This is a genomic window from Lysobacter niastensis (genome assembly GCF_015453285.1).
Classification (GTDB): Bacteria; Pseudomonadota; Gammaproteobacteria; order Xanthomonadales; family Xanthomonadaceae; genus Lysobacter_J; species Lysobacter_J niastensis.
The window spans coordinates 255,750-270,144 of sequence record NZ_JADLZT010000001.1; the positions used below are offsets into that span (position 1 = coordinate 255,750).

The following is a 14,395-nucleotide window of genomic DNA, read 5'->3' on the forward strand; positions in this document are numbered from 1 at the left end:
GGTACGGGGCGAGGTCCTCCGTGTCAGTGACTCCGCATGTCATCGCGGAGCCTGCGCACGCCGTCGCGATCGACCGGGTGGGGCTGTCCGCCAAACCGGCTGCGCAGCCAGCCCGCGAGTGCGGCGACGTCGTCGTCGTTGAGGTCCTGGGCGAAGCCCGGCATGTCCTGCATGCGCGCCAGTCCCGGGAAGTCGTGTTCCGGGAGACCGTCGAGGATGGCGACGATCAGGTTGTGCGGATCGGCATCGCGCACGCTGCTGTTGGTGCTCAGCGCGGCCGCGACGTTGGGCATGCCTTCGCCGTCGCGGCCGTGGCAGCCGGAGCACAGATCGAGGTAGTGTCGACGGCCCTGTTCGGGCGTTCCACTTGTCGCGGATGCGATCCGCTTCGCCGGCGGCGGCGTGTCGCCGAGCAGGTAGGTGGCCATCGCATCGAGATCGGACGCCGGCAGCCGGCTGGTGGACAGGTTGACCACCTTCAGCATCTCGTCGGAGGCCACCGCATTGGCGCTGACGCCGCCGCCGAGATAGGAGCGCAATTGCGTGGCGTCCCAGCCGCGCGCCGACAAAGCCGTCGGCGTGATGTCGGGAGCGGCGAAGCGGCCCATCCTGCTGTTGCCGGCCAATGGATGGTCGCGGTCGACCTGGCCAAAGCGGCCGCGCGGGCTGTGGCATTCGCCGCAGTGGCCGAGTGTTTCGACCAGGTAGCGGCCGCGCTGCCAGGAAACGGAGCTGCCCTGCGATGCGGGGCGAGTCTCGGCGCCTGCGAACAACAGGTTCCAGCCGTGGATGCCGCTGCGGAGGTTGAAGGGGAAGTGCACGCCGTTCTTCAGGTTGGCCTGCGCCACCGGCGGTTGCTGCATGAGGAACGTATAGATCGCGTCGCTGTCGGCGCGCGTCATCGTCTTGTAGGACACGTACGGCATCGCCGGATAGAGCTGGTGCCCGTCACGGGCTTCGCCGCGCGTGATGGTGTGGAAGAACTCGTCGGCGGTGTAACGGCCGATGCCATGGTCGGGATCGGGCGTGATGTTGGTGCCGTGGATCGTGCCGAACGGGGAGCCCAACGGCACTCCACCGGCGAACGGCGCGCCGCCTTCGGCGGTGTGGCACGCGGCGCAATCGGCCGCATCGGCGAGGCGGCGTCCGTGTGCGATCTGCTCCGGCGTCGCCGACACGCGCTGTATCGGGCCGCGCGACGACCACCAGCGCGACAGCCACGACACCAGTACCACCACCAGCACGATCAGCAGCAGCCAGGCCAGCATGCGTTTCCAGCCGGTGCGGGTCATGGCGCGCCCTCCTTGCCGGCATCGCGCACCAGGCCAGGCGTTGCCAATACCAGGTCCTTCACCGCCTGGTAGTAGCGGACGTAGCCCGTGCAGCGGCACAGGTGCGGGTTCAGCGCTTCGGTGATCGTGGCTTCGAGGGCGTCGCGGGAGACCGGTGTCTTCTTCAGGCGCTCGACCAGCACCGTCGCGGCGTTGACGAAGCCCGGGGTGCAATAGCCGCACTGGAAACTGAAGTGGTCGAGGAAGGCCTGCTGCACCGGTGACAGCTCGGTGATCGCGCCCGTGTCGTCGCGCTTCGCGTGCCCTTCGACCGTACGGATCTGCTTGCCATCGAAGTAATGCGCGCCGGTGATGCAGCTGCGCACCTCGCGCGGGCCGTGTTCGTCGTCGACGATGACGGTGCAGGCGCGGCACACGCCCTGGCCGCAACCGAAGCGCGTGCCGGTGAGGCCGAGGTACTCGTGCAGCACGTCGACCAGCATCATGTCCTCGGGGATGTCGAGCGGGCCGTGCGCGCGTCCGTTGACGTGCAGGCGCAGCGGCCGTTTGCTGCCCAGCTTGGCGCTCATGCCGTTTCCTCCGTGGCATCCACGCGGCCGCTGGCGAGCGCCGACCGCACCTTTTCAGCAGTCACCGGCAACTCGCGGAAGCGCAGCCCGGTGGCGTGGGCGATGGCGTTCACGATGGCGGGCACCACCGCGATCATCACCACTTCGGCCATGCCCTTCGGTGGATCGCTGTCGGACAGCGCGGGTAGCACTTCGCCGGACTGTTGCCACACCGCCACGTCCTTCGCCCGAGGCAGCGTGTAGCGGTTGAAGTTCCAGGTGCCGTTGCCGGGGCCGTCCTCGTACAGCGGCAGGTACTCATGCAGCGCATGGCCGATCCCCATCGCCAACCCGCCCTGCAACTGGCCGGAGACGAGCTCAGGCACGATCGGGTTTCCGCATTCGAGCACCGAGTGATGGTTGAGAAGCTCGACTTCGCCGCTCGCCGTATCGACCGCAACCTCGGCGATCGTGCCGATCGCGCTGTAGTAGACGACGCCCGCGTTGTTGCGCTGCGCGGGCGGGTAGTGCGCGCGCGTGCGCTCGATCATGCGGTAGCCGTTGGCGGTCGGCGTGCCCCGGCCTTCGCCTTGCCCATCGCCCCAGCGCAGCGCGATGCCGTCCAGCGGCAGGCGTGCATCGCTGCCTTCGAGGGGGAACTCCGCCTCGGCCCACTGCCAGCGGTTGAACGTGTGCACGATCGCGCCGGTCGCCAAGCCCAGTTCGAACGCCTTGGCGACCAGTTGCTGCAACGGCAATGGCGTGAGTCCGCCGGCGGTGAGCTTGCCGTCGACCCAGCGCGCTTCTTCGCGCCGCACGACCAGCGGTGCAAGCTGGCCGCCGCCGAAGCCCTGGCCCCAGATCGCCAGCGCCGCCGGCCACAGGCCCTGCGTGAACAGCAGCCGCGCCGCTTCGCGGGTGGCGTGGCCGAAGAAATACGCCGAGTTGCTGGCGCTGCTCGGGCTGACGTAGTGCGGCGTCCAGCGAGGGTTGCCGACGTTGCGATCCTGTTCGGCCTGCTGCATCAGCCAGGGATCGCCGGTCTCGAACATCGGCAACTCCGGCCACTGCGTGTCGCCGGTGCGGATTTCGTCGGCGGGTCGGCCGAGCCAGGGAATACACAGCGCCGACTGGCTGGTGGCCATGCCGGTGCCCATGTCGATGCCGATGTGCCGCAGCAGCACCTTCCCTTCGCGCGACAGCGACACCTCGGCGAACGCGGCTTCGGCACCGGTGCCGAAATCCTTCTGCACGCAGCCGAAGCCGATTCCGTAGCGCTTGCCCGGATGCGCGGCTTCGAACTCGCGTTTGCGCTGTTCTCGCTGCTGCCATAGCGGATGCGCGCGGCACTTCGCCAGCACCTCGTCGGCGCGCTGTGCGCCGCCGGGAATCGCGCCCTGCGTGTTCTTCATCCCCGATGTGAACACGTTGCGCTGGCGCAGTTCGATCGGGTCGAGCTTGAGCTCGGCCGCGACTTCGTCGACCAGCATCTCGGTCGCGCCCATGCTCTGCAACGTGCCGTAGCCGCGTGCCGAACCGGCGTCGAGCGCGCGCGATGAGATGACCGTGCTGGCCAGGTCGCTTTGGGGAAAGTAGTAGATCGACTGCGCCGCCGTCGCAGCGACCAGGCACACCGAGGGCGAGAAGTTCTGGCGGCCGCCACCGTCGCCGTGCATCGTGCCCTGGAAGATGTCGAACTTTCCGCTGGCTCGATCCACCGCGATTCGATAGCGGATGCGGAAGCTGTGGCGCTTCAGGCTCGACTGGAACTGCTCGTAGCGGTCGTTGGCCAGCCGCACGGGCCGGCCATCGCCGTACAGACCCGCCATCAGCGCGTAGAACGGGAACGGGTTGTGGTCCTTGGAGCCGTAGCCGACGGTGTAGCAGGGGTGCAGGATCAGGCGTTTCACGCCGAGCCCGCTGGCGGCCAGCATGCGCGCGCCGTCCTCGGCGACTTCGTGTGGAGACTGGGTGGCAGCGACGAGGTGCATCGTGCCGGTGGCGGGGTCGAACCAGCCGTTGCCGTTATCGAGCTCGAATGCGGCGGTGTCGATCGACTGCGAGAAGTACTCGCGCTCCATCACCAGCGTGCCGGCAGCGGGCGCATCGAGCGCAGTCGCGATGGCTTCGGCGTGTGCCATGCCTTGCGCGTCGATGGCACCGTTGGCGTTGCCCTGTGGCCATTGCGGGATGTTCTTGCGGTAGCCCGCCGGGAACAGCGGCGTGTCCTTGAGGCTGGAGTAGGCGTCGTCTTCGAAAGGTGTCGCGCCACCTACGCGCACGTAACGGAAGCTGGCCCACGGCGGACGCTCCAGGGGGCCGGTCTGCGCGCCCCAGCGGATTACTTCGTCATGGAACTTCAGCGCGGTCTTGGCAGTGCGGAAGCGGGCGAAGTCGTGCCACACGAGCAGTGCCACGGCGTGACCGAGATAGGCCGGCGTCTTGCCTTCCGGCAGCAACATGTCCTCGCCGTAGAACGGCGGGAAACGCACGCCGTCGCGCTCCAGGTCGGCGGCGGTGACGATGTGGTCGGGCTTGAGCGTGGCATCGAGGATCGACAGATCGAAGCCTGCGTAGGCTCGGTCGGCACGGCCGACCCGCAGCAGCATTGCGTGCGCCTGCTCTTGTGGCCAGCCGGGCATGTCGCGGCCGCGGATGTCGTAGCTGAAGACCTTCTCGCCGGTGACCTTGGCGGTGGCGTCGGTGCGGTATCGGATGCGGCCGGTCGAGGCGTCCCAAGGCAACGGCCGCTGCCGCTCGCGTTCGAACAGCGCTGCCAGCGCCGCGCTGCCCGGTGGCGCGATATAGACCGCGATGCCCGCGACCACGCTGCACTTCAGGAAGTCGCGGCGACTCAAGCGGGCTGGCATGGCGAAGCGCTCCGGCTGGCCTGCGGCGATCTTAACCACAGTTGCCGGGACCGCCTAACCACGGCAGCAGAAACTATTCCCCAGGACGTTGGCGGCCGCAGCTATCGTCGGCCCGGGAGCGTGCCGACGTCGGCTCTGCGCAGGCGGTTCCTGATAAACCACCGGAAGTTGTCATCACCCGGTGACAACGGCGAATCCGTATCGTTTCGCAAGGCCCGTTCGGGGCCTCGGCGCCAAGGCGCCAAATGCCTGGCTCACTGGATATCAACGACGTGCCTCGCCCGTCCCGCTGGTTGATGCGGAAGGCGCGATCCCGCTTCCCCGCGTGTCGTCAGGCCAATCCAGCTCCCATCAAGTTCGAGGAGACGCGCGCATGGCAAGCAAGACGAAGCAACCCAACATTCTCGTGATGTGGGGGGACGACATTGGCCAGTCGAATCTGAGTTGCTATACGAAGGGCTTGATGGGTTATCGCACGCCCAACATCGACCGGATCGCGAAGGAAGGGATGATCTTCACCGATGCCTACGCAGAGCAAAGCTGTACGGCGGGCCGCGCGTCGTTCCTTACCGGACAATGCGGCCTGCGGACCGGGCTCACCAAGGTCGGCCTCCCCGGCGCAGGACTCGGGCTCAAGGCAAAGGACATCACCGTCGCCGAAGCCCTCAAGGGGCAGGGCTATCGCACCGGCCAATTCGGCAAGAACCACCTGGGCGACCTGGACGAGCACCTGCCGACCATGCATGGTTTCGATGAGTTCTTCGGCAACCTCTACCACCTGAACGCCGAGGAAGAGCCGGAACACGTCGATTACCCGATCGATCCCGAGTTCAAGAAGAAGTACGGGCCGCGCGGCGTGCTGCATTGCTGGGCCGACGGCAAGGGCGGGCAGAAGATCGAGAACACTGGCCCGCTCACGAAGAAGCGGATGGAAACCTGCGACGAAGAGTTCATGGAGGCCGCCAAGAAGTTCATCAAGGCCGCGCACGAAGCAGGCGAACCGTTCTTCGTCTGGTTCAACACCACGCACATGCATGCCTTCACGCACGTGCATCCGGATTGGCGCGGGAAGGCCGGACACTGGCAGTCCGAATACCACGACACGATGCTGTACCACGACGATTGCATCGGCCAGATGCTCGCTCTTCTCGACGAGCTCGGCATTGCGGACAACACGTTCGTGCAGTACAGCACCGACAACGGGCCGCACATGAACACCTGGCCGGATGCCGGCACCACGCCATTCCGCAACGAGAAGAACTCGAGTTGGGAAGGCGCCTACCGCATCCCGTGCATGGTGCGCTTCCCTGGCAAGATCGCGGCCGGGTCGGAGTCCAACGAGATCGTCAGTCACCAGGACTGGTTCCCCACCATCCTTGCGATCGCCGGCGATGCCGACATCAAGGAGAAGCTCCTGAAGGGGCACAAGGTCGGCAACAAGACCTTCAAGGTGCACCTGGACGGCTACAACCTGTGGCCGTACCTGACTGGCAAGGAAAAACAGAGTCCGCGCAAGTCGTTCGTCTATTTCACCGACGAGGGCGAGGTCGCTGCGCTGCGCTACGAGAACTGGAAGATGTTGTTCATGGAGCAGCGTGTCCCCGGCACGCTGAAGATCTGGCAGGAGCCGTTCATCACGTTGCGCACGCCATACATCTTCAATCTGCGAACAGATCCGTATGAGCGTGCGCAGATCACCTCGAACACTTACTACGACTGGATGTTCCGACGCATCTACCTGCTGGTGCCGGCGCAAGCCTACGTCCAGGAGTTCCTGATGAGTTTCAAGGAGTTCCCCCCGAGCCAGAAGGCGGCCACCTTCAATCTGGAGAGCGTGCTCGCCAGTCTGGAGAATGCTTCGTCCGGCGGCGCATGACGTCTGTTTCCATGACGTTCCGTTGCGGCCCGCCCTGGAGGCGGGCCGCAACGCATGGCATCACATCGGCGGAGGGGCGTCCGCTCGGCACGCTTTTGATTTCGCCCGTGTGCGCGGGCTAATCCTTTTGACTTGATCTGCACGATGCAGGCGCCGCCCGGTCGCGGCGCCGCAGGCGGTCAGCACTCGATGACGTTGACCGCCAGGCCGCCGCGCGAGGTTTCCTTGTACTTGTCCTGCATGTCGCGGCCGGTGTCGCGCATGGTCTTGATGACCTTGTCCAGGCTGACCTTGTGCTTGCCGTCGCCGCGCATCGCCATGCGGCTGGCGTTGATCGCCTTCACCGCGCCCATCGCGTTGCGTTCGATGCAGGGGATCTGCACCAGGCCGCCGATCGGGTCGCAGGTCAGGCCGAGGTTGTGCTCCATGCCGATCTCAGCGGCGTTCTCGATCTGGCTGGGTGTGCCGCCGATGGCGGCAGTCAGGCCGGCGGCGGCCATCGAGCAGGCCACGCCGACTTCGCCCTGGCAGCCGACCTCGGCGCCGGAGATCGAGGCGTTTTCCTTGTAGAGGATGCCCACCGCCGCGGCGGTCAGCAGGAACGTGCGCACGCCCTGGATGTTGGCACCCGGGCAGAAGCGGTCGTAGTAGTGCAGCACCGACGGGATGATGCCGGCCGCGCCATTGGTGGGCGCGGTCACTACGCGGCCGCCGGCCGCATTTTCTTCGTTGACCGCCAGCGCATAGAGGTTGACCCAGTCCAGCGTGGTCAGCGGGTCGCGCATGGCCGCTTCGGGGCGCGAGGACAGTTCGTTGTGCAGCGCCGGTGCGCGACGCGAGACATGCAGTCCGCCCGGAAGCGTGCCCTTCGCGCGGACGCCGCGCAGCATGCAGGCCTGCATCGCGTTCCAGATCTCGTCGAGGCCGGCGTTGATCTCCTCCGGCGTGCGCCACACCTGCTCGTTGGCGTACATCAGCTCGGCGATGCTCAGGCCGTTCTGCTTGCACTGCGCCAGCAGCTCGTCGCCGGAATGGAACGGGTAGGGCAGGTCGGTGGTGTCGGCGACGATGCGGTCTTCCGCCGCTTCGTCCTGGTTGACCACGAAGCCGCCGCCGACCGAGTAATAGTCGCGCGTGGCGATCACCTCGCCGTCGGCGTCGTAGGCGGTGAAGCGCATGCCGTTGGTGTGGAACGGCAGCTTCTGGCGCTTGTTCATGATCAGGTCGTGCTTCTCTTCGAAGGCGACCTCGTGCTGGCCGAACAGGCGGATGCGCTTCTCGCCGCGGATGCGTTCCAGCGCGTCGGGGATGATGTCGGGGTCGATCTCGTTGGGCCAGTGGCCCTCCAGCCCCATCAGCACCGCCTTGTCGGTGCCGTGGCCGCGGCCGGTCAGGGCCAGCGAGCCGAAGACTTCGGCGCGGACGCGGGCGGTGCGGGCCAGATCCCCGTTTTCGATCAGCCAGCGCTGGACGAAACGGGCGGCGGCGCGCATCGGGCCGACGGTGTGCGAGGAACTCGGCCCGATGCCGATCTTGAACAAATCGAAACTGCTGACGGCCACGTGTAACTACTCCTGGAGCCCCACGAGGGATGGCAAGCGGGGCGATCAGGCTATTCTACGCGCCCCGAAGGCCCCTTCCCGCCATACTGTCCCGCACTGCCGATGTCCGATCACATCCCCGTGCTGATGCCCGAACTGACCCTGTTCCAGCGCGACGACTGCCACCTTTGCGACCTCGCCCTCGAGGTCCTGGCGGTGGCACGCGCACCGGAGTTCGAGAGCGTCTTCATCGACGACGACCATGCGCTGGAAACGCGCTACGGCATCCGCGTGCCGGTGCTGCGCGACGAGGGCCGCGGCATGGAGCTGGACTGGCCGTTCGACGCCGAGGGCGTGCGCCGCTTCCTCGAGAAGTAAGCGTGGACGGCGTTCAGCCGTGGCGCTTGAAGTACTGCACTTCGCGCTCGTGCTTTTCCGCCGCGGCGCGGGTCGGGAAGGTGCCCAGGTTGCGGCGCTTGCCGGTGCGCGGGTCCTTCTTGCGCGAATAGAGGCGGTATTCGCCCGAAGCGAGCTTGCGGATCATGCGGGCCGTCCCGTGTCAGATGAGGCCATCAACGCATGCCGGGCGTAACCCTGCCGTCCGCTCCGCGTCCCGATTCCGTAAAGGCCTTCACCTTCAGCCGACAAGCGAACGGAGCCTTGCGGCTCCGTTCATGGTGACGACGCTGCTCGCGTTTGATTTCACTTCGCGGGTGCGAACACGACCTTGGTACTGACCGCCACTTCGTTCGGGAGCATGTCCGTATCGGCCCAGTCCTCGCCGCTGCCCACGCCGAAATCCAGGCGCTTCACCGTGGCCTTGCCCTGCAGCACCGGCTGCGCGCCGGGCGTCCAGGTGAAGGTCAGCGTGACCGGCTTGCTGGCGCCGCGAAGGCTCAGCGTGCCGTCGGCTGCGTACTGGTTGCCGCCGAGGCTACGGAACTTCGTCGCGGTGTAGCGCGCCTGCGGAAACTTGCCGACGCTGAAGAAATCGCTGCCCTTGAGGGCATCGTCGCGTTCGCCGTTGGCAGTGGTGACGCTGGCGAGCGGGATCGTCACGTCGAGCTTGGACGTCGCGAGTTGCTTGGGGTCGAAGCTGAAACGAGTGGTGAAGCCCGGGAATCTGCCGGTGAACACTTCGCCTTCGTACTTGCTGGCGAAGGTCAGGCTGGAACCGGCGGCCTGCACGTAATCGGCGGCGCTCGCCGGCGTGGCGAATGCAAGGGCGGCCAGGACGGCAGCCATTGCACCGGGAAACTGGATCGACATCAGCGGATCTCCGAAGCGGGGGATGGGGAGGAGACGTTGCGGCGGCGCGACGGCAGCATGCGCCTCAGGGTCGCGTCGTGCTGGAACAGGTGGTGGTAGAACGCAGCGGCGGCATGCACCGCCACCAGCGCCACCAGCAACCAGAACAGCCACTCGTGCGAGTCGCGCATCACAGGCTGCAGCGACTGGCTGGGCGGCAGCAGCTTGGGAACCTTGAACAGACCGAAGAAGCGCAGCGGTCGCAGCCCGCTGACCGAATCGAACAACCAGCCCGACAGCGGCACGGCGAACATCAGGGCATACAGCAACCAGTGCGTGATGTTGGCGATGCGCTCCTGCCAATGCGGCGAGCCGGGCACTGGGCGCGGCGCGCCGGCATACCAGCGCCACAGCAGGCGGACCACCACCAGTGCGATTACCGCCAGCCCGGTCGACTTGTGCAGGTCGTAGACCCAGAAGTAGCGGGGCGACTTAGGCAGCTCGACCATGACCAGTCCGACCACGGCCAGGATCAGGATCAGCAGCACGATCAGCCAATGCAGCAGCTGGCTGATGGCGCCCCAGCGCTCGTCGGTGTTTTTCAGCGTCATGGTGTCGGTTCGGGAGGCGTGGGTTCGGGTTCGGTTTCCGGCTGATCAGTGGAAGCCGGTTCGGAAGGATCTGGTTCAACCGCGGGTTCGATTGGTGCCGGGGCTTGGGTCTCGACGTGCGCCGCGCCGCGCTCGTCGGGCTTGCCGATCACCGCTTCGGCCTCGATGCGCAGGTCCACGCTGTCACCGATGACGTTCTTCCACGTGATGATGCCGTACTCGGCCCGGCTCAATGTTGCGGTGGCCGAGAAGCCGGCGGTGCGCCGGAACGGTGGCAGCGGGTGGCGCTTCAGCGCGTTGAGCGTTACGTCCATGCAGAGCGGGCGCGTCATACCGCGCAGGGTCAGGTCGCCACAGACGCGGGCGCGGTCGGCTTCGCCAGGTTCGACCGACGTGGACACGAAATGCGCTTCCGGATGGCGCTTGCCGTCGAGCAGGTTGATGCCCAGCACCGCCTCGTTCCACTTCGCATCGCCCAGGTCCAGGTGCTGTATCGGCACGCGCACGTCCAGTCGCGCGCTGCGCCAGTCGTCGCGATCGAACACCAGCGTGCCGGTGCTGCCGGACACGGTGCCCAGCGCCTTCGAGAATCCGGCGTGACTGACCGCGAACAGCACGCGCGTATGGACCGGATCGAGCTCATAGGTTTCGGGGCCCGCGGCGCCGGCTGAGGACCAGGAGGCCACGCCGAGCATCAGGCCGAGCGATGGGAGGACGCGGCGGAGCATCAGGTCATTCCAGAGGCGGGGCTGGGTGGATTCTAGAAGGGGCGGATGCCCGGGCGCGCACATCATGCCGAGGCGATGGCCGCGGCGGAGGCTTGCGTGTGCAACGATGCGTTGCGAGGATTCGGCCGCCCCGCGGGAGGGCGGCGGGGAAGAGGACGCCTGATGCGACGTTGCACACTGATCGTGCTGTGGCTGTTCGCAGCACTGGCATGGATGCCGGCCTGGGCCGGATTGCCCGAGACGCCGCGGCCGCGGCAGCTCACGGTGGCCCATGGCCTGCCGTCCAATCGCATCAACGGCATCGCCGAGGACCAGCACGGCTACCTCTGGATCGCCACCAGCGACGGCCTTGCGCGCTACGACGGCATCGCCTTCCGCATCTGGCGGACCGAGCAGGGACTGCGCGACAACTTCGTGTGGTCGGTGCATGTGGACGCTCGCAACCGGGTCTGGGTGGGCACGCGGCAGGGTGGCCTGGCGGTACTGGATGCCGCACGCAGCCGCTTCCGTCATTACGATCGGGCCAACACGCCCGTGCTGGCGAGCAATGACATCTGGTCGATCGCTTCGACGAAGGATGGCGCGATCTGGTTCGGCACTTCCGATGCCGGCTTGTACCGCATCGCGGCTGACGACAGGGTGACCCGCTTTATGCCGCGGGCCGGCGATACCCGCAGTCTGCCCGACGCCAGCATCGGCCAGCTCGCACGCGCGCCCGACGGTTCGCTGTGGATCGGCACCAAGGCGGGCGTCGCGCGCTGGAACGGCCGCGATTTCGAGCGGGTTCCCGCCGATGCGCTGAGTTCGCCGTCCATCAATGGCCTCATGGTGGAGCCTGACGGGACGCTGTGGATCGGTACGCCCGCCGGCGTCAGCGTGCGCAGGCCCAACGGCAGTTTCTCGAAGAGCCCGTGGCGCGAGGTTGGATTCCGCGACGCCATCTGGCACGTGCTGCTGCGTGATCGCGCCGGGCAGTACTGGCTGGACATCGCCGCCGGCCTCGGACGCGACGGCGACGACCAGGTGTCGGTGGTCCCGCTCTACAGCGAAGCGGCCAATGGCCTGGTGCGGCCGCTGTGGGTCGGTGGTTACGAGGATCGCGAAGGCGGGGTGTGGTTCGCCAGTTCCAACAGCGGCCTGTGGTACCTGCCGCCGAACTGGAGGCGTTTCGCCACGCTCTCGCGCCGCCTCGACGACACCACGACGATCGCGAACGCGCACGTGCGTGGGATCGCACCTGCGGCCAATGGCGACATGTGGCTGGTCGGTACGGGCGGCGTGCTGGACCGGCTCGATCCCGAGAGCGGGCGGGTCGAGCATGTCTGGAAGGATGTCGGTGCCGGCTTCGTGCTGGCGAGCGTTTTCGAGGATCGCGACGGTTTCGTCTGGGTCGGCTACCAGGACGGCCTGGCGCGCATCGATCCGATCCGCAAGCAGTTGCGGCGATGGATCAGTGACAGCAAGCGCGATCCCGCGCCGCCCGGCGACGCCTACTTCACGCAGACGTCCGACGGCCTGATCTGGATCGCCACCGACAGCAACCAGGTGGAGGTGCGCGACGGCGAGGGCCGCGTGCAATGGAAGGTGGCCGCCGGCGATGGCCGTGGACTGCCGTCCGGCACGGAGTTCCAGCATCTCGGTCTGGCGCCCGACGGCACGGTGTGGATAGCCGCGGCGCGCGGGTTGTTTGCGTGGAATGCCGGATCCAAACGCTTCGAGCCGGTGCCGGGCGCTCCCGCCGAGCACGTGTACGGCTACGCCATCGGCCACGACGACCGCATCTGGCTGGCGCGGCTGGGCGCGGTGGAGTCGTATCGCTGGGATGGCGAGGCCCTGCAGCTGGAGCGACGCATCGACGCGCGCCACGGCTTCCCTGAGCTCGAGCCGAGCGGGCTGACGGTGGACGCGGCGGGACTGGTCTGGCTGACCAGCGTGCGCGGGTTGATCCGCGTGGATCCCCGGGCGGAGTCGGTGCGGGTCTACGGCGTGCGCGACGGACTGCCCGGCCAGGAGTTCGAGGACGGTCCGGCCGCCCGCCGCGGAGACGGTCGCATCCTGGCCGGCAGCACCGATGGGCTGGTGTTGTTCGATCCCGCCACGGTCCGGCCGGCCGAGATTGCGCCCCAACTGACGATCGAGACCGTCGATGTGCGCCGCGGCGATTCGCGGATGGGCTTCACGCCTGGCCGCGCTTTTTCGATCGGGCACGACGATCGTGACCTGCGCATCGTCGCGCGGCTGCTGTCGTTCAACGACGCCCTCAACCACGCCTACCGCTTTCGCCTTCGCGGATATGACCGCGACTGGGTCGATGTCGGTTCCACCGGCGAGCGCGTCTTCTCGCAGCTCAAGCCCGGGCAATACCGCCTGGAAGTGAAGGCGCGCGCCGCTGACAACGTCTGGTCGGGCGCGAAGGTCATCGAGTTCAGCGTTTCGCCGCCATGGTGGCAGACGTGGTGGGCGCTCGCCGGATTCGCAGGCCTCGCCGTACTGCTGCTGTGGACGTTGGCCGATACCTATCGCACGCGGCTCAAGCGCCGCCATGCGTGGCTGCTCGCCGAACAGAAGCGCGAACTTGCCGAGCAGGGTTCGCTGGCCAAGACCCAGTTCCTCGCAAACCTGGGCCATGAAGTGCGGACTCCGATGACCGGCGTACTCGGCATGAGCGAGCTGCTGCTTGGCACGCCGCTCGACCCGCAGCAGCGCGGCTATGCCGAATCGATCCATGGCGCCGGCGAGCATCTGCTGCGCCTCGTCAACGAAGCGCTCGACCTTGCCAGGATCGAATCGGGACGACTGGAGCTCGCGGACGAAGTATTCGAATTGCGTACGCTGGTGACGGATGCGGTCAAGCTGATGGAGCCGCTGGCACAGCGCAAGGGTTTGGCATTCGCGGCGACCGTCTCTGCCGATGCGCCGCGCGGATTGCGTGGCGATCCGATCCGCGTGCGCCAGATCCTGCTGAACCTGCTCGGCAATGCGATCAAGTTCACCGAGCACGGGAGCGTTTCGTTGGAGGTCTCGGCGCTCGCTCCGCAAGGTGTGCGCTTCGACATCGCCGACACCGGCCCCGGCCTCAACGAGGAACAACTGACGCGGTTGTTCCGCCGTTTCGAGCAGGCGGAAGGCGCCAGCGCCCGTTACGGCGGTAGCGGTCTGGGCCTGGCGATCTGCCACGAACTGACGGCGGCGATGGCGGGCGCGATCACGGTCGACAGCCAGCCTGGCGAAGGCGCGTGCTTCAACGTCAGTCTGCCGCTTGCCGAAGCGGTATTGCCCGAGAACGGGCCCTCGTCACCCGCTGCCGCGCCGGCTGGACGCCGCCTCTGCCTGCTTCTGGTCGAGGACGATCCGACGGTCGCCGATGTGATAGCCGGGCTGCTGCGGGCGCAGGGGCACCGGGTCGAACATGCCGGCCACGCCCTGGCAGGCCTGACCGAAGCGGCCACTCGCCGGTTCGATGCCGCGCTGCTGGACCTGGACCTGCCGGGGATGGATGGTTTCGCCTTGGCCAGGCAGTTGCGTGCGCAGGGATTTGACCGTCCCTTGATCGCCATCACCGCGCGAGCGGATGCCGAGGCAGTGCCGCAGGCGCTGGCGGCCGGGTTCGACCGCTTCATGCGCAAGCCGGTGACGGGCGCGTTGTTGAACGAACTGCTGGAGGATGCCGTGGCCTGAGCC

Annotated in this window: 11 protein-coding genes; 3 read left to right on the top strand and 8 right to left on the bottom strand. The window is 67.1% G+C overall.

Annotation, left to right across the window (positions count from 1 at the left end; translation table 11 throughout):
- Positions 1–23: 23 nt before the first annotated feature.
- The 3 genes from IU514_RS01110 to IU514_RS01120 are packed head-to-tail and all read right to left on the bottom strand — an operon-like array spanning position 24 to position 4,710.
- The gene (locus IU514_RS01110) at positions 24–1,292 is read right to left on the bottom strand and encodes a c-type cytochrome (RefSeq protein WP_194929222.1); all 1,269 of its coding nucleotides are present in this window, start codon (positions 1,290–1,292) and stop codon (positions 24–26) included.
- Positions 1,289–1,861 carry a (2Fe-2S)-binding protein gene (locus IU514_RS01115; RefSeq protein WP_194929223.1) on the bottom strand — a complete coding sequence of 191 codons (573 nt, stop codon included), beginning with the start codon at positions 1,859–1,861 and terminating at the stop codon, positions 1,289–1,291. The genes IU514_RS01110 and IU514_RS01115 overlap by 4 nt, the downstream gene beginning before the upstream one ends.
- Positions 1,858–4,710 (bottom strand): xanthine dehydrogenase family protein molybdopterin-binding subunit, encoded by a 2,853-nt coding sequence (locus IU514_RS01120; RefSeq protein ID WP_194929224.1) that lies wholly within the window; start codon positions 4,708–4,710, stop codon positions 1,858–1,860. The genes IU514_RS01115 and IU514_RS01120 overlap by 4 nt, the downstream gene beginning before the upstream one ends.
- A gap of 373 nt (positions 4,711–5,083) precedes the next feature.
- Here IU514_RS01120 and IU514_RS01125 point away from each other — a divergent pair, with 373 nt between their 5' ends.
- A complete protein-coding gene (locus tag IU514_RS01125; protein WP_194929225.1) occupies positions 5,084–6,586 on the top strand; it encodes an arylsulfatase in 1,503 nt (500 codons plus the stop codon).
- A 179-nt stretch (positions 6,587–6,765) separates the two neighbouring features.
- Here IU514_RS01125 and IU514_RS01130 read toward each other — a convergent pair whose 3' ends face one another.
- Entirely contained in the window at positions 6,766–8,148 is a 1,383-nt protein-coding gene (locus IU514_RS01130) for an L-serine ammonia-lyase (protein ID WP_194929226.1), read from the bottom strand.
- A 102-nt stretch (positions 8,149–8,250) separates the two neighbouring features.
- On the opposite strand from IU514_RS01130, the gene IU514_RS01135 reads away from it, so the two are divergent.
- Complete coding sequence (locus IU514_RS01135; protein ID WP_386760409.1) at positions 8,251–8,505, top strand: glutaredoxin family protein; 255 nt, start codon at positions 8,251–8,253, stop codon at positions 8,503–8,505.
- A 13-nt stretch (positions 8,506–8,518) separates the two neighbouring features.
- Here IU514_RS01135 and IU514_RS01140 read toward each other — a convergent pair whose 3' ends face one another.
- The 4 genes from IU514_RS01140 to IU514_RS01155 form a co-directional block, all read right to left on the bottom strand.
- Complete coding sequence (locus tag IU514_RS01140; protein ID WP_194929227.1) at positions 8,519–8,671, bottom strand: hypothetical protein; 153 nt, start codon at positions 8,669–8,671, stop codon at positions 8,519–8,521.
- Between the two features lie 158 nt (positions 8,672–8,829).
- Entirely contained in the window at positions 8,830–9,396 is a 567-nt protein-coding gene (locus tag IU514_RS01145; protein WP_194929228.1) for a YceI family protein, read from the bottom strand.
- Positions 9,396–9,986: a cytochrome b gene (locus IU514_RS01150; protein ID WP_194929229.1), complete on the bottom strand. Its 591-nt coding sequence runs from the start codon at positions 9,984–9,986 to the stop codon at positions 9,396–9,398. The genes IU514_RS01145 and IU514_RS01150 overlap by 1 nt, the downstream gene beginning before the upstream one ends.
- Positions 9,983–10,714: a YceI family protein gene (locus IU514_RS01155; protein WP_194929230.1), complete on the bottom strand. Its 732-nt coding sequence runs from the start codon at positions 10,712–10,714 to the stop codon at positions 9,983–9,985. The genes IU514_RS01150 and IU514_RS01155 overlap by 4 nt, the downstream gene beginning before the upstream one ends.
- A gap of 162 nt (positions 10,715–10,876) precedes the next feature.
- Here IU514_RS01155 and IU514_RS01160 point away from each other — a divergent pair, with 162 nt between their 5' ends.
- Positions 10,877–14,392: a ligand-binding sensor domain-containing protein gene (locus tag IU514_RS01160; protein ID WP_194929231.1), complete on the top strand. Its 3,516-nt coding sequence runs from the start codon at positions 10,877–10,879 to the stop codon at positions 14,390–14,392.
- Positions 14,393–14,395 lie beyond the last annotated feature (3 nt).